Below are 20500 nucleotides of genomic sequence, written 5' to 3' on the forward strand. Positions count from 1 at the left end.
AAATCCAAAAATGGCAAAGTCGAATTTCCGGCCGCTGCATGACCGCGTGGTCGCACGCCGGGTCGAATCCGAATCCAAGACCGCCGGCGGGATCATCATCCCGGATACGGCGAAGGAAAAGCCGCAGGAAGGCGAGATCATCGCCGTCGGCTCCGGCGCTCGCGACGAAGCCGGCAAGCTGGTCCCGCTGGACGTCAAGGCCGGCGACCGCATCCTGTTCGGCAAGTGGTCGGGCACCGAAGTCAAGCTCAATGGCGAAGACCTTCTGATCATGAAGGAATCCGACATCATGGGCATCATCGGCTGAATATCGGCCTCACCCTCGTTTTAAATCTTCGGGCTCAATCCAAGCCCCTGCCAGGAGCTAAAAAATGGCTGCCAAAGACGTAAAATTCTCCCGCGACGCCCGCGAGCGCATGCTTCACGGCATCAACATCCTCGCCGACGCGGTGAAGGTGACCCTCGGTCCCAAGGGCCGCAACGTCGTCATCGACAAGTCGTTCGGCGCACCGCGCATCACCAAGGACGGCGTCACCGTCGCCAAGGAAATCGAACTTTCCGACAAGTTCGAAAACATGGGCGCGCAGATGATCCGCGAAGTTGCTTCGAAGACCAACGACATCGCCGGTGATGGCACCACGACCGCGACCGTTCTGGCGCAGTCGATCGTCCAGGAAGGTAACAAGGCGGTTGCCGCCGGCATGAACCCGATGGACCTGAAGCGCGGCATCGACCTGGCCGTGACCGAAGTCGTCGCGGCTCTCGGCAACGCTGCCAAGAAGATCAAGACCTCCGAGGAAGTTGCCCAGGTCGGCACGATCGCCGGCAATGGCGACGAGTCGGTCGGCAAGATGATCGCCGAAGCGATGCAGAAGGTCGGCAATGAAGGCGTCATCACGGTTGAGGAAGCCAAGACCGCCGAGACCGAGCTGGAAGTCGTCGAAGGCATGCAGTTCGACCGCGGCTATCTCTCGCCCTACTTCGTCACCAACGCCGACAAGATGGTTGCCGAGCTCGAGGACGTCTACATCCTCCTGCACGAGAAGAAGCTGTCCAACCTCCAGGCGATGCTGCCGGTTCTCGAAGCCGTCGTGCAGACCTCCAAGCCGCTGCTCATCATCTCGGAAGACGTCGAAGGCGAGGCTCTGGCCACGCTGGTCGTCAACAAGCTGCGCGGTGGCCTGAAGATCGCCGCCGTCAAGGCGCCGGGCTTCGGTGATCGCCGCAAGGCCATGCTGGAAGACATCGCCATCCTCACCGGTGGCCAGGTCATTTCGGAAGACCTCGGCATCAAGCTCGAGAATGTCGGCCTCAACATGCTCGGCCGCGCCAAGAAGGTGTCGATCTCCAAGGAGAACACCACCATTGTCGACGGCGCCGGCAAGAAGGACGAGATCCAGGGCCGCGTTGCCCAGATCAAGCAGCAGATCGAAGAGACCACGTCGGACTACGACAAGGAGAAGCTGCAGGAACGTCTGGCGAAGCTCGCGGGCGGCGTCGCGGTGATCCGCGTCGGCGGCGCGACGGAAGTCGAAGTCAAGGAAAAGAAGGACCGCGTCGACGACGCCCTCAACGCGACCCGCGCGGCCGTGGAAGAAGGCATCGTTGCAGGCGGCGGCGTCGCACTGCTGCGCGCTTCGGCCAACATCAAGGTCACCGGCGTCAATGCCGACCAGGCTGCCGGCATCAACATCGTTCGTCGTGCACTGCAGGCTCCGGCCCGTCAGATCGCTTCGAACGCAGGTGCGGAAGCTTCGATCGTTGCCGGCAAGATCCTCGACAACAAGGGCGCGACCTACGGCTACAACGCCCAGACCGGCGAATATGGCGACATGATCGCCATGGGTATCGTCGATCCGGTCAAGGTCGTGCGCACTGCCCTCCAGGACGCGGCCTCGGTCGCCGGCCTGCTCGTCACCACCGAAGCCATGATCGCGGAGGCTCCGAAGAAGGAGTCAGCTGGCGGCGGCATGCCTGGCGGCATGGGCGGCGGCGGTATGGGCGGCATGGGCGGTATGGATTTTTAATCCAGCCCCTATCAACTTACAGCGGACAGGGCGGCAGCAATGCCGCCCTTTCCTTGTGTGCCGAACATGATCGCAACCTTGGAGTGCGTCCCGAGGATCTCGTTCGAGCCTCACCGCATGGTCGAGAATTAGGATCTTGTCCGATCGAGCAATTCGCGGGCTCAACCTGGTCAAACCGGCGCCCCCTACGAACTGCCCGATCCTTGAGGATTCCGCTGCGCGACAATCACGATGCTTCATTCAGTTGGTAGCTATAGGCGGTGAATCATGAGGGGCATTGAGGAGCGTGGCAAGGCGCCCATCTCGGCATTTAACTCCATCGAGCGTGATATCAGGGACAATTCTCTCATCGGAACCGGCGGCTGGCGTTGAAGGACCCGGTGAATCATCCTGTTCTATAGTGGAGCAGACGCGCTCTGAGCCTCAAGATCAAGCGTTTCCTCCTCTGAGTATCCTTGATCTGCCGCTGGACATTCTCGTTGATATTGCTGAGCGGCTCAGCCCGATGGATCTGCTGAGGATTTCGCACACAAATCAAGAGCTGCGTGTCGCCGCGATGATAATCGCAACGCCTCAAGAAAGGCGGATTCAGGTTCAGGCCATCTGTGGCAGCCCTTGCAACCGGGCTCCAGCAGCGTCTCGTCGTCGTGGCCGAGGGGCCTCGTGACCCCGACGACTGCGCTTCGGCCTTGTGGGGCCTCGGAGCGGGCGTGGCAGCGCTTGCACCCGAGCTCCAGCGGCGTCTCATCCTCCTCGCCGAAGGGCTTGAGCCCAGGTCTCAGACCATTGCCCTGGAGGGCCTCGGAGCAGGCGTGGGTGGCGGACATAGCAGCCTGTCCCATACCTATGAATACGTTTGGCTGAAGCAGACCGATGGCTGCGCGTCGAAGCCGAAGCCGTCGAGTTCGCGGACAAACGGGAACTGCGCGATCTTGCTCGACATGAGCGTGTCGAGCTGGTCGCGGATCGCCGTCAACTTCAGCCGATCCAGGATTGCGATCAGCAGGTCATGATCTAGGGTCGTCATCACCAGCTCCCTCCGGCCACCGCTTCGTACTCGGCGAGTGGCCGCAGCAAGGTGGCCGGGGGTGATCTTGATCCGCTCGGCGCGCACCGGCCCTTCGAAGCCGGCAACGCCGACAAAAGGCTCTGTCGCAAACCTGGAAATGGGGTTGTGAACGGCCATTTCGGCCTGTCCGTCAGGCAGCGAGGAGATCGAAACAGCGATCGACAGACTTGTAGGCATACCTCGCCTGTCGCTTGCCCATCATGTGGATCATCTAGATGCCGGAGAGGATAACCACGTCGTTCGCATGCGACTTGAAGCCGAGCATGGATCGAATGCGGCTTGATACGCCGGTGATCCTGTTCGATCCGATTGTTGAGATGCCGGCTATTGCGGAGCGGATCGGCTTCAGCGGTCGCCGCGATCGCTGCCGCAGCCGGCTTTCAGCGTCGCAGGAAAGGATTGCTTCGTAATTGGTCTGGCTGCCGTCGATGACGATGCGCTCCGGCCGGCCATGGCGCGTCAGCGCCTTGCGGAGGAAGCGTTGGGCCGCCACCAGGTTACGGTTTTCGCGAAAGAAGAACTCGACCGTATCGCCGAGGATGTCGATAGCGCGGTAGAGATACATCCATGGCCGCGGACCTTGATGTACGTCTCGTCCAATGCCACTTGCTGCCGACCACACGCTTGCGCCGGTTGAAGCGCTCCAGCAGCTGCGGCGAGAAGTGGGCAACCCAGCGATGCACAGTGGAGTGGTCGACCTTCAACGCGTTCGGCCATCATCTCTTCCAGATCGCGCAGGCTCAGAGTGTAGGCCAGGTACCAGCGCACGCACAGCAGGATCACCGACTGGTCGAAATGGCGGCCCTTGAACATCACGTGCTCCTCCACAGCTGAGGCGTTTTTCTTGCCATGCTCGCTTACAAAAAGGTTTGCGACAGAGCCGTTCGAACCGCATGCCGACACCATCGTCAAGGGCGGCCGCGATGTCCATTATGGCCACAAGCTCAACCTGACGACGGGCAGGCAGTCTGTTCTTTCAATTTAGACCAACTATGCGGATGCCGCCTCAGTCAATTCAAGAATGTAACCAATGCCGCGCATGGTCGTGATACGTGGCGTTGCACCTGACCTACTCAGGTGTCCACGTAAGCGATAGATTCCGACTTCAAGCGCGTTGGCAGATACCTCGTCGTTGAACGAATAGAGGTGATCTTCCAACTGCGCACGAGGCACGATGCGGCCTGCACGGATAAGCAGATGCTCTAAAATACATAGTTCGCGGCGTGCGATCTTCAGAGGATGACCCGAGACGGAAACCTGTCGGCCGATCGGATCGAAATTGAGATTGCCAAATACAACGATGGGGTCGGTCACCTGTGTCGACCGGCGCAGAATGGCTCTCATTCTGGCGATGAGCTCATCGAAAGAGACGGGCTTGAGCAGAAAGTCGTCCGCGCCACCGTTGAAAATTGCAATCCGCTTCTCGAGATCGTTGATGCTACTCATAATGAGGGTTGGAACTGAATGCCCGTTGCTCCTTAGCTGTCTCAGCCAGCCCAAGCCATCGCCATCTGGCAGAGCCAACTCCAGCAGGAGAATTTCATAGGTTGCGCAACAAAATGCCCTCGACGCCTGTTCCAGGTTGCCAACTACATCAACGGCAAAACCGCTATCCCCGAGCGCAACTCGCACAGCGCGCGTAAGATCCACATGATGATCAATGAGCAGCGTTCGCATTTCACGTCCTATCAAGGTCGGACAGGTCACCGTCCGCTGTAAGACCGGGGCGACAGCGGAAGTCGCGCAACTCTTCGTAGTGTTCGTAACGCTCTTTCCGATGGGTGATCGCGGGAGCATGCAAGCCGCACGCCTGCAATAGTCGGGGATGGAACACGTGAAGACCTGTTGACGGGCTGAAACCGTCGGTCGGCCAGCCCACAATGCCACCGACTCTGCCTGCGATTTCTCTGCGCATCGATCCTCCTATGGGTTGCGTCGCAAACTCCAGCTGAGGTCGCAAGGGCAGGTTGCGGCTTTGTTCATTGAGAGGACCCCCTGGAGGCAATACCAGGAGGATTCCCTATATGGCACTTCCCGATTTACCACCGGTCATTCCGAACCACGTTCGGCGGCTTTGAAGACACTCATTGAGCGCGGCTAGGTAAATCAAGGGTACGACCTGCCGGGTGTCGATGCCGCTTTTGAAGCAGGCATCGGCACCAGCTCGGTGAGTGTCGCCCGCGCAATTCAGCGGACGCGCTCGATACACCCAGTCGAATCGTGCCGCAACTTGCCGCGCCGACAGGGCGCCCGAAGACTTCAGACTTGTGACCGAAGGTCTACGCCCAGTCCTCCTCCCATTATCCACCTCCCTCAAATCAAAGTGGACGTTCAATCTGAACAAATTACGCCATCGTATCACAAACGACTTACCGATCCCCGACGTGCTCTAGCCTTAGTGCTTGTTAAGAAGGTCGGCTACTGTCTCTCCGCGTCGCCGGGCATCGGCGGCGAGCCACACCTCCCCCACCTCATACACGTCGCCGTGGGTACTGAACGGCACAATGACGTCAATGGCAGCCGACAGCAGGTCAAGAAGCGTGTGGTCTTCCACAGCAGCTCCTTGCGGGCTGCTCTTGACGAGTGAAAAGAGCTTTTTAAAGCCTTGGACCGGATCCGCCCCATGAATCGTTGATATTGATCCCGCATGGCCGGAGACGACTTCGCTAAGGTAGGCCCAAGCAGCATCATCGCGCATCTCGCCAAGCAATATTCGATCAGGGCGCATGCGCAAGCTGGCTTGCAACAGTTGCTCGGCTGTCACCGCACCTACGCTTGCTCGGTCCTTCGGATAGAGTAACCGGACATGGTTCTCGTGCGGGATTGCAAGTTCGAGCGTGTCCTCGATACTTATCAGCCTCTCTTGCGGGGGTATAGCGTTGATCAAAGTCTTGCTCATTGTCGTTTTGCCGCTTCCAGTAGGTCCGCAAAGCAGCATCGTGAGCCGCCCGCAAACGCATGCTCGCAAAAATTGCTCCAAGTCACCATGGTCGTAGTGCTGAAGAATCGTTTCGTCCTGCCGCTCTTGGCGCTCCTTTCGTGACCGCCATTGATTCCAACGCGAGTATTCGTAGCGAGAAGAAACTTCCTTGAGTTCGGTCACACGACTTGAGGGACGCCGTATCGTCAGGCTTATTGTTCCTGAGGGAACAGCGGGCGGCAAACAGATCTGCAGCCGCTCTCCGTTCGGCAGCTCAGTCGCACAGAGGGGGCTTTGCGGTCCGACATCTTGCTTGCGCAGCGCTCCAGCGAGGATCGCGATGTCCTCCAGATCGTCATAAGATAGCGGCAGCGGATGTTTCGTGAAAACGCCGGCCTGTCGGACAAAGGCTTCCCCAGGCCGGTTGATAGCGACCTCTTCGGTCCTTGGCTCCTCAAGCCATTTCAAAACAGGGTTGAGAAGCAAACGCAATTGAGGGTCAGCCTCCGGTCGCATTGTTGTCTCTCCGGCGTTGGCGATGTTGGGGGGCTGGCGCCACGGCGATCGGTCTAAGATCGTATACATCTGAGAAATCGAGGTCCCGAGCCACAAAGATCGATACAGCATCTCCCTGGTTTTTCTTCAGAGTTGGCGGAACGTTGATCGTTGCTCTAAGGGTCGTGTCAACGGCTTGTCCGGCGTTGCTCTGGAAGCTGTTGATGCCGCTTCCTCCACCTGAGCTGCCAGCGTATTGACCGGCGGCCTGAAACGCGCCTTGAATGACGCTCATGAGCATTGCTCCGCCAAAGCGCTGCCAGAAGTGATTATCCACCGTGCCAGGCATTCCGGAGCGGCCGAGCTCGTCAGCGCCCGGCGACGCTAGCGAAACGAGGGCATGGTCAGGCGTTTCGATGCGCGTCCACAGCACGAAGACACGCGCATCCCCCTGTTGGAGACCACGCTGGATCTCGCCAATCACGGTCGTCCCGCGATCCAAAAGCACCACGTTGTTGGTGGCGCCGCGGACGTCTTTAGGTAAGACGCACTTCACATAACCCGGTAAATTTGTGTCGACTGCCGTTTGCAAAATGCAGGGAATTATCGTTCCTTGGGTAATCACGAGATCAGGGTGCGGCAAAAGTGTGGCCCGGCTTGGCTCCTGTATATCTGGCTTCAATCGCCCCGTCAGATCGCCAGCGTCTGAAATCTCATGCGAGGTCGCGGGAGCATCCCTATGGTTGTCTTCGCTCCGCTGACCGTCGTTGGGCATTTGACCGCTGCCACTGTAGGCGAAAATTGGTGTTTCCTCCGGCGGCGGATCAGCTGGCGCCGGAGGCGGCGTGGATGGCGCAGGATCTCCTGCCTGCGCCGCCTGTACGGGTGCTGGAGCTTCGGGAGCAATCTCAATCGGCACGGGGCGGAATGGCTCGGCGTCGGCGACAATTGGAGGTTTTGGCTGAGTTGGCTCGTCTTGTGTGCTGGGACGACCGCCGAGCCAGATGAGCGATAGAGATGAGATGAGAACAAGAGCAGCGACGGCCAACTTCTGCAATCCCGAAACATGCCGGCGGGCCGGCTCCGAGACCATCGATCCTGAGGCATGGACATCATGTCCCGACTGTGGGCCGGTTTCATTCATCGGCCGGGCCTTTCAAAACGCGCCACACGTCGGGTGTCACTGTACCGGTCACTGGCGCTCGTCCCACAGGGTCATAAGCCCTGTTGAAAATGGACAAGACCGTATTGCCATCTCTCAGACGCCATTCCCGGGCGACTGCGGATACTTCAACATAGTCTCCTTTGACCGTGTAATTGGCAGCGGCTTCCTTGCCGTCGGGATTGATAATGTAGAGGGAGGGTATGCGGGAATTGCTTGCGAAGCCAAATACGGTGGTAAAGCCATTATCGAAAACTTCCAGCGGCGCCAGCGATCGATCGCCCTTTGCGACGTAGTGAAAATTGCTTTCGTCCGGACTGGTAGTTGCGGCGGGCCGATTCAACAAATCCTGAACTCTCTCGTCGCGCAGCACTTTCGCCCGGGCCTGACCAAGAATCGAGCGCCTTTCTGCGTCCTTTCTCTGAGCAGCAGCCGCATCAGCAGGATAGGTGAACTGCACACTGTAGTATAGGTCAGGTTGCTGCTCATCGAGTTTTGGCATCGCTCTCGTTGAAATACTGAAGACGTATCTCCGTGTACCGGACTCACTCTCGGCCAGCACGATGACCGGCTGCGGCGGGAGCATCCGGCTAGCCTTAAAAAAGAGATAGTTGGCGCGCGGGAGCGCAGCCAGGTCTTTGCTATTGGAAACGGCCACGGCTGCGACTGTCTCGTTGGCCGCGAATGTGACAACCAGCGTTGCCCCCACTGCGGTAGACAGGCGCACCACTTCGTCAGGACGGTAAGCCAGGTAGCGCATGCGCGCATCATGCTTGCCGGCAAGTGGTGTGTCTTCCGCGGACGCTTCCATCGTTAAGAAGAGTGAACAGACCAGCGCGAGAAACGCTCTTTTTGTCATGGCTGCACATAGCCCAGGTTCGATACGCTATCTTCCGAGCTTTGATAGGAAGTGACGAGTAGACCTCCCGGATTGGTGAGCCTCGATTGCCCAGGCAGACCCGTCAGGCGCTCGTAGCGGATGGTAGCTGTCCAGGTGGTCACTATCGGCATCTGCCCATCGACAACAAGCGTACGTTTGTAACGGATCTGTTGAACGTCCGGACTGATGTCGTTTGAAGAAATATGCCCGACCTCGAGCTTGCCGCGTTTGCCGACCGTGACTTGCGGCGAGGTGGGATTCGGATAGTTGAAGAAATCTTGATATTGCTGTCGCACAGCCGGCGCGCTGAAACTGGATACGAGGTCATAGGCGTATTGGGCTGTATCTGCTGTGTACCCCTCGCGCAGGCGTACATATTCCCACAGCGAAGCATTTATGACGGCTCGGTCTTGGGTTGCCGGCAGTCGAGAGACTGACACTTCGCTGTCGACGGTCCCATCCGGCCGGACCCAGAGGAACACAGGTACGAGCTTGGCCAACGGGACCATGGCAGCAATGGTAAATGCCTGGGCAACATTTCCTAGGACCGCCGCTGCGGCAAAGGCTATCAGGGCCTTTGACAGGCGCCGCGCAGACTTCGCTCGTGAAGTTTGAAACGCTTCCACCTTCTTATAGTGGGCGGCTAGCGTTTCTCTCTCCACCAGAAGGGCATGTTCAGGAACTTTCACTTTGGCTCTTCCGCGCATTCGACCTGAAGATCCTCAGGGGTGGTTTCCCATTGTCCCACGTTCAGTTGGAATGGGGCACCCGCGCATGTCGCAAGCCCATGGCTCGTCTTGCAGGCGGCCAAAGCGAGGATTGACAGAAGTAGGCAATATTTCATGTTTTTGGCACCGAGCTTGTCGATTGATTAACCACCCGCCGTTTTGGCAAAGTGGCGATTGAGGCTGTTAAGAGGTCGGTTCGCACCTCCCCAAGAGCCGCCGGCGATGCTGCTGGCGATCGTCGGAAGCGCGACGATCAGAGCGTCACCAGCTAGGAAAAGCATGTCGAGCTCGTAAAGCCCGATGATCTTGGCTGCTGTCGTGCCCGAGAATTTGATCATCAAAAGCATGGCTGCCAGCGAGACTGCTTCGGCAGCGATTACTATCGTTGCAACGATGTTGAGGAGGAGAAGCAGCAGCCCGTACGAGAGCAGTTGGCCGATCCATCTGGTGGCTATGTCTCGAGTGTGATCAAAAAGGTAGCCTACAAGGACCAGGGGGCCGATCGTCAAGAGCACCTTCGTCAGAATTCCAACGGCATCGTAGATCTCGAACGCTGTCCACAGCGCGCCGTAGAAAATCCATTGCGCTCCCTCGAAAGCAAGTATGTCCTGGCCGTTCATAGGCCCAATTTCGGAAGCAATCAGCTGAAAGACATACTGGCTTGAAGCAAACATGAGATCGAGCTTCTGGGGGATTCCGATGAAGGGCAAGTCGCTGCCACTGATGTCGTGAGCCAACCTCGGAATCGTGTCGTCGAAGAGCGCTTCAATGTACTGCTGATAGTTGGCCTGCCCTAAGATAAGGGCGACGACAATCGACACCATGATTACGCGCGAGATACCCCCGCGCGCATCGACTTGACCACGCATGACCAGACAGCCTTGGATTATTATCCAGAGCGTGACACACGCAACCAGAGGCGCACTGACCGCCGCTTGGACGTTTTCAAGCACTTTGTGCAGCCCGGACGTGAAGGCCCCATGAAAGATCGCGTGTATAGTCGTAAATGGCGCGGGAATTTTGAAATTCATGGCGTGAGCCTGATGTGTCCCTGATCAGCGCAGCTGAGCCTGATGAACTCTGTGTGGTTTACGGGAGGATGCTAAACATATTAGCGGTGTCCTGATGTTCGCGACGCTGCGTGGCGGCCTCCTCCACGGCGTGAAGGCTCCCTTGTGCAGTGGCCATTGTCAGCAGACTCGTGGCCTGGACATTTTGGATCATCGCATCGTGAATCTGCTTGAGGACCAGACCGTTGGTCACGGTGGCCTGCATAATATTTCCCGAGCGGGAAAGCTGACCAAGCGTGCCGGCGTTATCCCTAAGGCGCTTGTCCATCATGCCCAAAGTGTCGGCTGCAATAGCTGCGGCATTGGCGGCCCCGGCGATTTGTCCCTGTAACAGTTTCGCTTCTGAATCGGTGCCGTTGACTATCCGATTTGGGTCCTTCGCAATGTTACGGGCCATAATCGAAGCTGGCGCCCGAGCATCAAACATCTGCTCCTCCAGCTTATTGCTCGACGGGTAGTGATTTCCTTGGTTCAGTGAGCTTAGCAGTCCCGTGACAGCGAATGACGACGTTAGAATTGTCACCATTTCAATCGTGGTAGCGAGCGTCTCGATTGACCTCTCAAGGATCGCCGCATTGGAAAGCGCTGTTAAGGTCGCTTGTGTTTCTGTTACAGGGTCGCTGACGATAAATTGCGAACGGGCCTGTCCGTGAAGCAGAAGGGAAGCAGCAAGGGTCGTTACTGCAAGTTTGGCAAATTTCATGAATATTCCTCCGTCAGTCTTGAACTTCGTGGTACCGGGCCATGAACTTGTCGAGCCACCCACTTGGGGCGTCTCCGTGCTGGTTACGAAGCTGGTCGGCAAAGCGCACTGTGTTGGCCCGCCCCGAGAGTACGGCTACGTACTCGCGCATCTGCCCAAGATCGAATTCGCAAACAATACTCCCGCTATCGCGCTTGAGCAAAAACTTGCGGCTGCCGATTGCCATTCCCTGGCGGATTGCCTCGAACTCCTGCGCAGTGCACTTCAAGCCATCGACATACGCAGAGCGGTCCGCCGTCGGTGATGGGTAGAAAATTTTCGTCATACATTGCGCAACGAGACTAGCTCCGAGAGGCGATTCCAGAACGTGTTCAGGCTGCTGCGTTGCGAGTATCAACATGCCGTTGTTTTTGCGGACCGTGAGCAAGAACTTGTCGATAACGGCCGAGAATTGGGGGTTGAGTAGATAGAATCGAAATTCGTCGCAGCTCATGACGAACCGACGACCATCGACGATAGCGCCCACTCGATGCAGAAGGTATGCGGCGGCCGGTGCACAGACCTCCTCATATTCCAGGAGCTGCGTCATGTCGAAGCCCGTAATGGAGGCATCCAGCCTTACTTCGTCCACGTCGCCGTCAAAGGCCCATCCAAGCGCCCCCCCTCTACACCACCGCTGCAGCCGTGCTCCTGCGCCCTCGGAGGGGCTGTGCAATAGGAACTCGCGCAGGCCCGCAAGTGAGCGCATAGGGGGTTCGAACGAAAGCTGACGAACAATGCCGCGTTCCAGCCGACGGCTTTCCTCCGGCGAGATCGGACCACGGCCGTCACTCTCGATCAGGGCCATCAACCACTCGCGCAGAAAGTCCCGGGAGGCGGAGGTGTTGTCCAGTCCACGCAGAGGGGCCAAGCCGCTCGGAGCGCCTCTGCGCAACGCAAGATATGTCCCTCCCGTGGCTCGCACCAGCAGTTCACCACCCCGATCCTTGTCGAAGAAGACGATCGCACCATTGCGATCGACCAAGCTTTGCTCAAGCATCGCGAGGACAAAGGTCATCAGCGTCGTCTTGCCTTTGCCAACGGGCCCGAATATTGCCGTCATGCCGACGTCATTCTCATGGGGGATGTAGTCGAAAGAAGTTCCACCGTTTGTGCGAAAGCGCGCAACAGCATTGCCCCAGTGGCCGGAACTGGAACCGCTTGGGAAGTTCTCAAATGAGACGAGCCCGGCAAAATTGTGTGAGGTGATCGCCCCCGGGCGCGTGCGCCACCTGTTGTTCCCCGGAAGTTGGGACCAATATGCGGCCTCCATGCCGATGCCCTCTTGGACGATAACGGCGCCCGCGTCGGCCAGCCGTGCGCGGGCACTTGCTGCGCGATCTGCAAGGCTATTGAGGCTGTCGGCATAGACGCACAGGCTCAGATGATGCGAACCCATCACGAATTCGTTGCTTGCCAGTGCGTCCTCTGCCTCGGCAAGTTCATTGATCTGGGTGAGAGCCTTGTCGCCGGCACTCGTCATCTGGCTGGACTTAAGGCTTAGTTTGGCATGAGCTTGTGGGCGAGTGAGGAAGGAAAAGCTCTGGCTCAGGACAAGCGGGAAGTTGGCGGACAGCAAGGAATTTAGCATGCCCGGCCGCGTCGTCGCCGGATATTCACGGAACGAAAACAATGATCCGACGGAGCTATCCCCGGGCCTTCGAATCTCAAGCGCCCGCTTCCCGCAGATGACCTGGTCAGTGTAGATCGAGGCGCCAAGTGAGCCGGTAACCATCGGAACCGGAAGAAACCGGCAAGTCATCATGAGCCGAAGCGCCTCGCCGATTTCCGTGAAGAGCACGTTGCCTTTCTCACGAATGCCCAACCGGCGCAGACCGTAACCGCCGAGTGCGCCAGCAGTGATGTGCCAGAGGTCTTCCAGGCTCCGCATTTGGGTGGCTAGATCGTGCTCATTCCGTCTGCGGGACTTGGCAATCCGCAAGCCGATCTTGCCGATTGCGGTGCGGGGGGACACGATCAAAGTGAGGAAGTGATCGTTGCGAAAGAGCTTTCCCGACAGCACACGACGCTCGTAGGCCTCGCTCAGACTGCCAGCGAATGCACTTTGAAACTGGCGCGGCGCCGGCGCCGGCACATCGTTGTGTCTCACAAGATGAGCGTATATCGAGACATTGTCATCGGCGATGTTGCGCAAGAGAGTGTTGAACGCGCGGCAGCGCGAGTTGCGCATCTCAGCGTCTTCCAAATCAAAGGGCACACCGTTCACATGTGCCATGGCCATGATCGATCCGTCTTCCAGAAGGACAACCTGATCGCTTACGTGACCAACATACGGAAGGTAGATCTCGCCAGACCTCTCGGTCCGGCCGCTGGCGCCGAACATTACACCATTCCTCTTCCGCGTTTCGGCACTCTGATCGGATTGGCGCTGACGCTTGCGCCTCCCCAGACCGGCCCGTCCACGCTTCTGCCGGCCGTCTGCAAATAGAGCAGCACGACGCTTGCCGCGTTATAGTCACGCTCAACAACCAGCCGTGCTCCGAACCAGAGTGGCACGAGAACGATTTCGTAGAGCGGGTTCTGAAGGATAATGATAACAAGCCCAGCCAACATCATGAGCAATCCGGCCAGCGTCAGCGGCACCCCCAGAAACAGTGCGGGGCGCGTCGCCGCCACATAGAGGGTGCTCACTTCCAACCGGTCGCTCATCAGCCGCCGCCTATGAGCGCCTTGCCCAGGAAGCTGGCCCCGAACATGATGACGATCCCTCCAACGACACCCGCAACCAGGCCAAGTGAAGCACGACCGAACATCCAAGAGATACCGATGGCTACGAGCCCGAGCACGGCCAGTGATTGTCCAAAGGGGCCAAGTATGAACGTGCAGATATTCTGGACCATCTTGGCAGGATCCGTCCCTCCGGTCACCTGAGCCGCGGCTGGCCCGCTGTAGAAGACCGTCCACGCCGCGCCTGCAGCAGCGGCCGGTACATATTCAGCCGCCATGCGCAGCATGGAAAAAGGCGAAGGAACACGCGTTTTAAGCGCACGAAGTATCTTGAGTGGCGTCATCATTGCATCTCCATGTTTCAATCGAATACGAGTTTGTTCGGGTTCGCGGGTTCCCGTGCTTTCGCAGCCTGGCTGCCTGTCGGATCGGAGGGATCGGCCCCGGAGCGGTCTGGCTGATACGAGCCCCAGATGTCCCAAGAATCTTGGTTGGGCTGCTTCTTTCTATTGGCCTGTTGGCTCTGCTGGAGCAGAGGCGGCACGGCTTTCCGACCGGGTGCCTCAAGGTGCGGCACGTCTCGAGCAGTCGGCTCCAGCGTTCTCTCAAGGAGACTTGAGATGTCCTTTGCGGCCGACTCGACCTTGCGTACATAACCGTTGGCGAAGCCATGCGTGACGTCGCCCGTGTTATAGGCCGAGATGGCACGGCGAAGCGCCAGTTGCTGTGCCACAGCAGTGGTGCCGCCGGCATACCAGCTTTCAAGCAGGTGGGCGGCAGCCGAAAGCGAGGCGCAGGGCTCGAAAGCCCTTTCCGGCGTGAGATTGAGCATGGCAAAGTTCTTGCTGTTTATCTGCATCAATCCAACATCGACAGAATGTTGTGCTTCGAGGCGTTCCTTGATGCCCCGCGTGGCTTCCAGGTGGTCTATCCAGCGAAGCTGCTCACCTGTGGTGTTGTCATGAGCCACCAGCGTTTCAAAGCCACTTTCAATCTTGGCAATCGCGGCGAGGGTGGACGGCGCAACCCAGGGGGCGCATTTGCGCGACAGGCTGCGGAACTCACGCGGAGAAAGTGGCGCGGGCTCGGCTGGGAGTGACATGGATGTCATCAGGACGATGGCCAGCGGCCAAGCTGCAATAAACATTCCCTATCACCTACCTTTCCAAGCCGCCGGACGGGTTCTGGCCCTGTCCGGCACGCGCTTATCGGGGAGGTTTGTTACTGTGTGATGTTCAAGTTCAGCTTTTCGGTTTCAATTGAAGCAAAGACCGTGTTCGTATCAGCGTGGGTGAGCATCTTGCGCATGCGTGGGTGGCGCGGGCCCGATCAGCCAGCGACATCCGGAGCATCTTGGTACAATGACTCCTGTACAGGATTGCTCGTCCCGGCCGTCCGTTGCTCCTGGAGTGTGGGCCGCGACTTTGGCGTCATGGATGGTACTTCTGTCAGCGCCAAGCCAAGGACAAAATGGGGAGCTTGGCGGGCTTGTTCAGGCTCGGGATCACCGTGGGGAATCGACTAAGGCGATAAAGCGGCCCAACTTTGCCGGTATGCTGCCGGTCTTAAAGAGCAGCCATGCGCGGCCCTGCACACTCATATCATTGCTTGAGACGCGAGCTCGTCCGCGAAGCTGGCTCGAAGGCGCAAATCCGCGGCGGCGAGGGTCAACTGGGAAGACGTGGCGGCGCAGCCCTCCTGGTGCGAGCCTCGTTCAGCTGTTCGGCCGCCGCCGCCAAAGGGTGGATCATGCACAGTCCCATCGGCAGATAACCGCACGTGATTGACGGAGTCCGACGGCGCAATGGACAAGCATAGTGACACGCTCAAGATGGAGGAGTTGCAGTAACTGAGAAATGTTAGCCCGGACGTTCACCGCAACCGGCGACCTGCCGGTCGCCGAACAGCATTTGAGGCCGCCGGCCACCTTGGACGAAGCCGGCTTGGCAGGAGACACACTATTTTGCACAAGGCCGCTGCAGCGAATCACGGTCTTCTTCCGCCGACCGCCTCTCCGATCAAGCCAAACGCCGCGCTGCTCAACCATGTCCGAGCTGGATCCACGAGCCGGAGGATATCGAGATGATCCAGGTCCGCAAACTCCAGGATGACCAGGATGCAAGGGCCATAGCAGGAAACTTGGCATCCATGAGGTCGAACTTGAGTGATATTGGCAGGCCTGCACCAACGGGGGAGCTCGAAGCGAAAAAGCGAAGGACCACACGGCAGGGTCATGTCGGCGCTTGGACCTGTCTGGTGGCCACGGGCTGCCTTGGTGCGGTCAATTCGCTGGGGATGAAAAGAACAGGACGAGCACGGCCTCACATTGGCCGCACGCAACGGCGAGTGGTATCAAGGAGCAGCTGTTCTGGGTCGGTGCCCCAGGGTTGCTCGGCAACAGGTTTAGACAAGGGGATTCAAGATTGAAGGTGTGCCGTTGAAACATGTTCTTGTCATTGACGATGATGCCGCAATGCGGCGCCTCATCGCCGAGTATCTCACGATGCATGCCCTGAAGGTAACCGCAGTCCACGATAGCAAGCAGTTTGACTATGTTCTTTCACGTGAGCCAGTCGATCTCGTGGTTGTTGACCTTAACCTAGGCCGGGAGGATGGACTTGCGATCGTCCGCAATCTGGCGACAAAATCGGATGTTCCTATCATAGTGATCAGCGGCGACCGGCTTGATGAGGCGGAAAAAGTGGTTGCACTGGAGCTCGGCGCAACCGATTTCATTCCCAAGCCTTTCGGGATGCGCGAATTCTTGGCCCGCATTCGAGTAGCGCTACGCCAGCGCATTTCTAGTCCGCGAACCAGAGAGCAGCGCTCATTTCGCTTTGGGGCCTGGAAGCTCAGCGTGAAGCAGCGGCGACTGATCTGTGCGGAGCGTGGCGAGGTCAAGCTTACCGCATGTGAGTTCAATCTCTTGATCGCATTTCTGGAGAACCCCCGCAACGTGCTATCCAGAGAACGGCTTTTGCTCGCGAGCCGTGTGCGTGCAGAAGAGGTGTACGATCGAAGTATCGATGTCCTAATCATGCGCTTGCGCCGAAAGCTGGAGGCTGATGCGGCCAACCCTCGCCTGGTCAAAACATCCCGTGGCGCAGGGTACTTCTTCAACGCTGACGTAGATGTTAGCTACGGAGGCACGTTGGCCGCGTGACAGTGAGCTATGCTGGAGATTGGGGTGACGAGGCTGATCAAGCCTTCCAACAGTACCAGCCTGATCAATTACGGCGAGAGCTACCGGTCCGGAGATCGCATCAGCCCCTCTCTGCACATGCACGCGGCCGCCTGAATTGCCGATTTCGCTCAGCTGCTGCTGAATGGCGACGGCTTGCGGCGTATTCAGGGCCCTCTGCGTCTCCGCTGGCCACAACAGCGCTGGTGAATGTTCATTGTTGGGACGACTCACTCGGGTGGCAGGTGGTTGCCCTGGTCAAGCTCATCCGGCGAAGGGCGGATCTGCTGTTGGCTGGCAGCCAAGACTGGGGGCGGCGGCCCGAACTCCGGCGTCCCAGAGCTTGCGAAAGCCTCCGACACGCTTCTGTTGAGGTCATCCCGTCCATCGGGCATCCCTGGGTTGCTGAAAAAAGATGAGGCGGCTTGATGATCCTGCCCTCGCTGAAGCACCTCGCGAAACCCCCTGTTCCAGTCGCAGAAGCTCCTCTGGATTGGTTGGCGGCTCGTCAGCTCGACCATCGAACAGCGGCCGGAGCGCCTCGGACACGTGCTGCTCAAAGCCCACTCGCCGGGCTTGGCCCGCTTGCCCCTCTTCCAAGCCGGCGTCCTGCACCTGCGACAAAGCTGTTACACGCGATGGATTTTTTCGCGGGGTCCACACCAGCCTCACATCAAACTGTATCGTCAAAGTCCTGCGCCAATTCACACAGCGGGTCATCGAGTTGAGATTCGGCGGAGAGCGCCTCCTCTGCTCCCGTCAAGGGCGCCGGCTCCGGGAGGGCGCCTGTCTGGCTTTCAAAGATGCGTTTCAGAATGCGATCCGAGAAATAACGCACCTTCCTCAATCTTAATGGTGGCAGACCTTTGATAAGAACAATCTCGTAGTCGTCATCGAGCAGCCGAACCTGTTCGGGACGCAATAGCGGTGCACCTTGATGTGAATTCTGAATGGTCCAGTCGAACGTTCGCGCCTGGCTGTGGGAAATCGATTTGGCTTCAAACGTGTATTCACCGATGGCCTTGGAAATGTAGTTCGGAGTCTCGTCATCAGCCGTGGCCATGAACACTTGCAGTCCGGTATTGCTGAGAAAATTCTGCTTGCCAGCCTCTCCATAAGCCCCCGTCAGTGCCGAAAGGCTTTGGATGATGAGCATGAAACGCCCCTTGTAGCCCGCCATAGTCGTGATTGCGGTCTCGATCGCCTCCAGCTTACCCAAGTGCTTGAACTCGTCGAGCAGGAAGAGAACCTCGTGCTTTTCATCCCGACGGGCCAGCGACCGCTGCAGAATTGAAACGATTTGCTGAAAAAACAAACGTATCAAAGGCGCGATCACCTCAAGGTCGTTCGGACCAACGCAAAGATAGATGCACGTTCTGCGACGGCGAAGATCATAGACCGAAAAGTCCGAGCGACTTGTGGCCGCCTTTACAGCGGGATCCGCCCACAGGTTGAGCCCGCCATCGCCGAGCACGGAAGTGTAGGAGGTTAGGATTTTCGTATCGTTCCCCGCCATGTCGTCGAAGATGCGTTGTGCCTCTTTGTTCTGGGTCTCCATGGCGAGTCGCGCGAAGAGCTTAAACTTCTCCCCCGGCTGGGCGAAGAGGTCATAGACGGCGCCGATTGTTGGCGTGCCCCGCTCGATGCAGGCAAGGATTCCCGCGACAAAGATATCTCGAGCGCCGCTGACGAAACCTTCCGCGCCCTCCCCCTTGGCCGTAATCAAGTTTGCGGCCAAGCGGCGGGCTTCGGTGAATTGCTGCTGTGGAGGCAGCGCTATAAGATCCAACAGCGGATTGTAGCAGTTTGTGCGCCGCTCCGAATCCAGCGGCGCGAATTTAAACACGTCGTCACCTGCGGCTTTGCGCGCCCTCGAGGTGAGCTCAAAGAGCTCCCCCTTGACGTCCAGAGCTATCACCGAGCCTTTGAATGTAAGTAGCGTTGGAATGACTATGCCGACGCCCTTGCCAGCGCGGGTCGGTGCAACGATGAGGCTGTGAGGCTGCTCGCCATTGGTCAGGTAGTAGCCAGGCCAGAAAGGGCCACTTGTCTTCCCAAACACCGGCCCTGTCACGCCACGGTATCGTCGCAGATATCCCGTGCGTCGCATTTCATCCACTCGAGCCCAACGAGCCGTCCCGTGGTGTTCGAGCTTGCGGCGCAATACGATCTGCTGAATCAGCAAGACGACCGCGGACGTCGAGAGCACGATAGCCGCGCCCCGATAGAAAACGGGGGTTGCGAAACCCAAATAGAAGGGCGTCTCAAACCAAAAGGCACGGACATCAAACGCCATCAGAGCCTCGCCGCTACCGCCGTGGCGGAAGGTTGCGTAAAGACTTGCCGCACAGAAGCCCACGGCGAGTGAGCACGCGATGCTAATGGCTATGTTGGGGGGCGTCGTTTTTGTTGAAAGCATTGTTCCATTGCCGGATTAGCCGTAGCTAATGCTGCGCGTGCTTCAGAGACCGAACCGACGTCGCGCGATGTCGCCGCTCGACAGATCGATGCCGCAGCGGGTGGTGCGATGCTTGCAGCGCATCACCCGGCAGACGTGGTTTTTGAAAGTTACACTAAGCAGGTACCTCAACGGCCAGCGAATTGGAAACGGCAAGGCCGTAAACGGAATTCGGGAGAGAAAGCGTCACTGTACCATGGCCGAGACCTCAACGGCCGGAGCGATCTCTGCTTCTGGTGGCCTCCATTAGGTCCTCTCGGGCGTGATTGTAGGTGTGGCTTATGGACTGCCCGACTTGAGCACCCCGCTGCAGCTGTTCATAGGAGGTTTGCGGGCTTACTGTATCACGGACTGCAGCCTCAATACCTGCTATGTGGCCGTCCAGATTCGCACTCCGTTCCTCTGCTGCATGCTGCGGCGGCGGCATGTGCGGCAAGATGTGTTGCATGCCGGGAACTGAGTGAGCTTGGGCCTGTTGATTTGCGTCGAACTGGTGATACGCGTTGAGAATAGCATTGGATGCTGTCAACTTGACATTGACATCCGGATCAGAAGCCAATCCAATGGCCTGATCAAGAATGCGAGATTTATTTTCGTCATTAAACTTACTGAAGTGTGGCGCAACGTAAAGAGCTCCGAGAGCTTGCGACGACGGCTCCATGTTGCCAATGCGATTAACAATAGCATCTTGCATCCCTGGCGTTAGGTAATGGCATACATTACTGACCGCTCTGACTTGCTGCAACGCTACGTCATCCGGGGTGTACCCCAATCCGGCTGTTAATTTCTCGGCCAGATCGATGGCTGATCGTCCAAGCTGATTGGCCCGCCTTTCAAATCTCGCGAGGTCAGTTTCTGGCCCGGCTTGAGTGCCCCGAACGGCTGTTCGCTCGTGCGTGCCGAGGCCTTTGAAGCCCCCAAGATTTCGCGCTGTATCGCGCGGGTTAGCGGTTACCAGCCGTTCTGCAACATCGCTCAATGGCCCCTCTGGAACGTCACGGAGGCTACTGCTCCCCACGCCTTGAGATGATCTTGCAGCTGCGCGTGCCCGTTTGTTATCGCGATCCATTGCTCGCCTCC

The 20500-nt window shown here is 58.2% G+C and carries 17 protein-coding genes and 2 pseudogenes; 3 read left to right on the forward strand and 16 right to left on the reverse strand.

Going from position 1 to position 20500, the window contains the following annotated elements:
- Nucleotides 1–10 precede the first annotated feature (10 nt).
- A complete protein-coding gene (gene groES, locus NKI79_RS13550; protein WP_352643782.1) occupies nt 11–307 on the forward strand; it encodes a co-chaperone GroES in 297 nt (98 codons plus the stop codon).
- 64 nt (nt 308–371) lie between these two features.
- Nucleotides 372–2027, forward strand: coding sequence for a chaperonin GroEL (groL, locus tag NKI79_RS13555; protein ID WP_352539073.1), 1656 nt, complete (start codon nt 372–374; stop codon nt 2025–2027).
- A gap of 868 nt (nt 2028–2895) precedes the next feature.
- Here groL and NKI79_RS13565 read toward each other — a convergent pair.
- The 14 genes and pseudogenes from NKI79_RS13565 to NKI79_RS13630 form a co-directional block, all read right to left on the reverse strand.
- A pseudogene (locus NKI79_RS13565) lies at nt 2896–3054 on the reverse strand (ATP-binding protein); the annotation flags it as partial.
- Nucleotides 3055–3226: 172 nt separating this feature from the next.
- Nucleotides 3227–3909: pseudogene (locus NKI79_RS13570) on the reverse strand (IS6 family transposase).
- A gap of 177 nt (nt 3910–4086) precedes the next feature.
- Nucleotides 4087–4773 (reverse strand): response regulator, encoded by a 687-nt coding sequence (locus NKI79_RS13575; protein WP_023679590.1) that lies wholly within the window; start codon nt 4771–4773, stop codon nt 4087–4089.
- Between the two features lie 718 nt (nt 4774–5491).
- Nucleotides 5492–6532 (reverse strand): P-type DNA transfer ATPase VirB11, encoded by a 1041-nt coding sequence (gene virB11 / locus NKI79_RS13580; protein WP_023673699.1) that lies wholly within the window; start codon nt 6530–6532, stop codon nt 5492–5494.
- A complete protein-coding gene (virB10, locus tag NKI79_RS13585; RefSeq protein WP_023679589.1) occupies nt 6516–7655 on the reverse strand; it encodes a type IV secretion system protein VirB10 in 1140 nt (379 codons plus the stop codon). Before virB10 ends, virB11 begins: the two co-directional genes overlap by 17 nt.
- The gene (locus tag NKI79_RS13590; protein ID WP_352802073.1) at nt 7648–8532 is read right to left on the reverse strand and encodes a TrbG/VirB9 family P-type conjugative transfer protein; all 885 of its coding nucleotides are present in this window, start codon (nt 8530–8532) and stop codon (nt 7648–7650) included. The genes virB10 and NKI79_RS13590 overlap by 8 nt, the downstream gene beginning before the upstream one ends.
- Nucleotides 8529–9242, reverse strand: a complete 714-nt coding sequence (locus tag NKI79_RS13595) for a type IV secretion system protein VirB8 (protein ID WP_023679587.1) — start codon at nt 9240–9242, stop codon at nt 8529–8531. Before NKI79_RS13595 ends, NKI79_RS13590 begins: the two co-directional genes overlap by 4 nt.
- Nucleotides 9239–9397 carry a type IV secretion system lipoprotein VirB7 gene (locus NKI79_RS13600; protein ID WP_081731114.1) on the reverse strand — a complete coding sequence of 53 codons (159 nt, stop codon included), beginning with the start codon at nt 9395–9397 and terminating at the stop codon, nt 9239–9241. Before NKI79_RS13600 ends, NKI79_RS13595 begins: the two co-directional genes overlap by 4 nt.
- Before the next feature lie 27 nt (nt 9398–9424).
- Nucleotides 9425–10312: a type IV secretion system protein gene (locus tag NKI79_RS13605; RefSeq protein WP_352625574.1), complete on the reverse strand. Its 888-nt coding sequence runs from the start codon at nt 10310–10312 to the stop codon at nt 9425–9427.
- Between the two features lie 58 nt (nt 10313–10370).
- Nucleotides 10371–11054, reverse strand: a complete 684-nt coding sequence (locus NKI79_RS13610; protein WP_352802075.1) for a TrbJ/VirB5 family protein — start codon at nt 11052–11054, stop codon at nt 10371–10373.
- Between the two features lie 13 nt (nt 11055–11067).
- A complete protein-coding gene (gene virB4 / locus NKI79_RS13615) occupies nt 11068–13437 on the reverse strand; it encodes a type IV secretion/conjugal transfer ATPase VirB4 (RefSeq protein WP_023685155.1) in 2370 nt (789 codons plus the stop codon).
- Entirely contained in the window at nt 13437–13763 is a 327-nt protein-coding gene (locus tag NKI79_RS13620; protein ID WP_023673706.1) for a type IV secretion system protein VirB3, read from the reverse strand. The genes virB4 and NKI79_RS13620 overlap by 1 nt, the downstream gene beginning before the upstream one ends.
- Complete coding sequence (virB2, locus tag NKI79_RS13625) at nt 13763–14068, reverse strand: pilin major subunit VirB2 (protein ID WP_023673707.1); 306 nt, start codon at nt 14066–14068, stop codon at nt 13763–13765. The genes NKI79_RS13620 and virB2 overlap by 1 nt, the downstream gene beginning before the upstream one ends.
- A gap of 74 nt (nt 14069–14142) precedes the next feature.
- Nucleotides 14143–14928 (reverse strand): type IV secretion system lytic transglycosylase VirB1, encoded by a 786-nt coding sequence (locus NKI79_RS13630; RefSeq protein WP_352802076.1) that lies wholly within the window; start codon nt 14926–14928, stop codon nt 14143–14145.
- A gap of 1290 nt (nt 14929–16218) precedes the next feature.
- On the opposite strand from NKI79_RS13630, the gene virG reads away from it, so the two are divergent.
- Nucleotides 16219–16944 (forward strand): two-component system response regulator VirG, encoded by a 726-nt coding sequence (gene virG, locus NKI79_RS13635; protein WP_352802078.1) that lies wholly within the window; start codon nt 16219–16221, stop codon nt 16942–16944.
- Between the two features lie 691 nt (nt 16945–17635).
- Here virG and virD4 read toward each other — a convergent pair.
- Nucleotides 17636–19381, reverse strand: coding sequence for a type IV secretion system ATPase VirD4 (gene virD4 / locus NKI79_RS13640; protein ID WP_352802080.1), 1746 nt, complete (start codon nt 19379–19381; stop codon nt 17636–17638).
- A 247-nt stretch (nt 19382–19628) separates the two neighbouring features.
- Nucleotides 19629–20489 (reverse strand): hypothetical protein, encoded by an 861-nt coding sequence (locus NKI79_RS13645; protein WP_352480568.1) that lies wholly within the window; start codon nt 20487–20489, stop codon nt 19629–19631.
- Between the last annotated feature and the right edge of the window lie 11 nt (nt 20490–20500).

It is taken from the genome of Mesorhizobium sp. M0340 (assembly GCF_040321535.1).
Lineage (GTDB): Bacteria > Pseudomonadota > Alphaproteobacteria > Rhizobiales > Rhizobiaceae > Mesorhizobium.

Bases quoted from the DNA above. Each gene is read 5' to 3' on its own strand.
- groES (WP_352643782.1), top strand. From the start codon at position 11: ATGGCAAAGTCGAATTTCCGGCCGCTGCATGACCGCGTGGTCGCACGC.
- groL (WP_352539073.1), top strand. From the start codon at position 372: ATGGCTGCCAAAGACGTAAAATTCTCCCGCGACGCCCGCGAGCGCATG.
- NKI79_RS13575 (WP_023679590.1), bottom strand. From the start codon at position 4,773: ATGCGAACGCTGCTCATTGATCATCATGTGGATCTTACGCGCGCTGTG.
- virB11 (WP_023673699.1), bottom strand. From the start codon at position 6,532: ATGCGACCGGAGGCTGACCCTCAATTGCGTTTGCTTCTCAACCCTGTT.
- virB10 (WP_023679589.1), bottom strand. From the start codon at position 7,655: ATGAATGAAACCGGCCCACAGTCGGGACATGATGTCCATGCCTCAGGA.
- NKI79_RS13590 (WP_352802073.1), bottom strand. From the start codon at position 8,532: ATGACAAAAAGAGCGTTTCTCGCGCTGGTCTGTTCACTCTTCTTAACG.
- NKI79_RS13600 (WP_081731114.1), bottom strand. From the start codon at position 9,397: ATGAAATATTGCCTACTTCTGTCAATCCTCGCTTTGGCCGCCTGCAAG.
- NKI79_RS13605 (WP_352625574.1), bottom strand. From the start codon at position 10,312: ATGAATTTCAAAATTCCCGCGCCATTTACGACTATACACGCGATCTTT.
- NKI79_RS13610 (WP_352802075.1), bottom strand. From the start codon at position 11,054: ATGAAATTTGCCAAACTTGCAGTAACGACCCTTGCTGCTTCCCTTCTG.
- virB4 (WP_023685155.1), bottom strand. From the start codon at position 13,437: ATGTTCGGCGCCAGCGGCCGGACCGAGAGGTCTGGCGAGATCTACCTT.
- NKI79_RS13620 (WP_023673706.1), bottom strand. From the start codon at position 13,763: ATGAGCGACCGGTTGGAAGTGAGCACCCTCTATGTGGCGGCGACGCGC.
- virB2 (WP_023673707.1), bottom strand. From the start codon at position 14,068: ATGCTGCGCATGGCGGCTGAATATGTACCGGCCGCTGCTGCAGGCGCG.
- NKI79_RS13630 (WP_352802076.1), bottom strand. From the start codon at position 14,928: ATGTTTATTGCAGCTTGGCCGCTGGCCATCGTCCTGATGACATCCATG.
- virD4 (WP_352802080.1), bottom strand. From the start codon at position 19,381: ATGCTTTCAACAAAAACGACGCCCCCCAACATAGCCATTAGCATCGCG.
- NKI79_RS13645 (WP_352480568.1), bottom strand. From the start codon at position 20,489: ATGGATCGCGATAACAAACGGGCACGCGCAGCTGCAAGATCATCTCAA.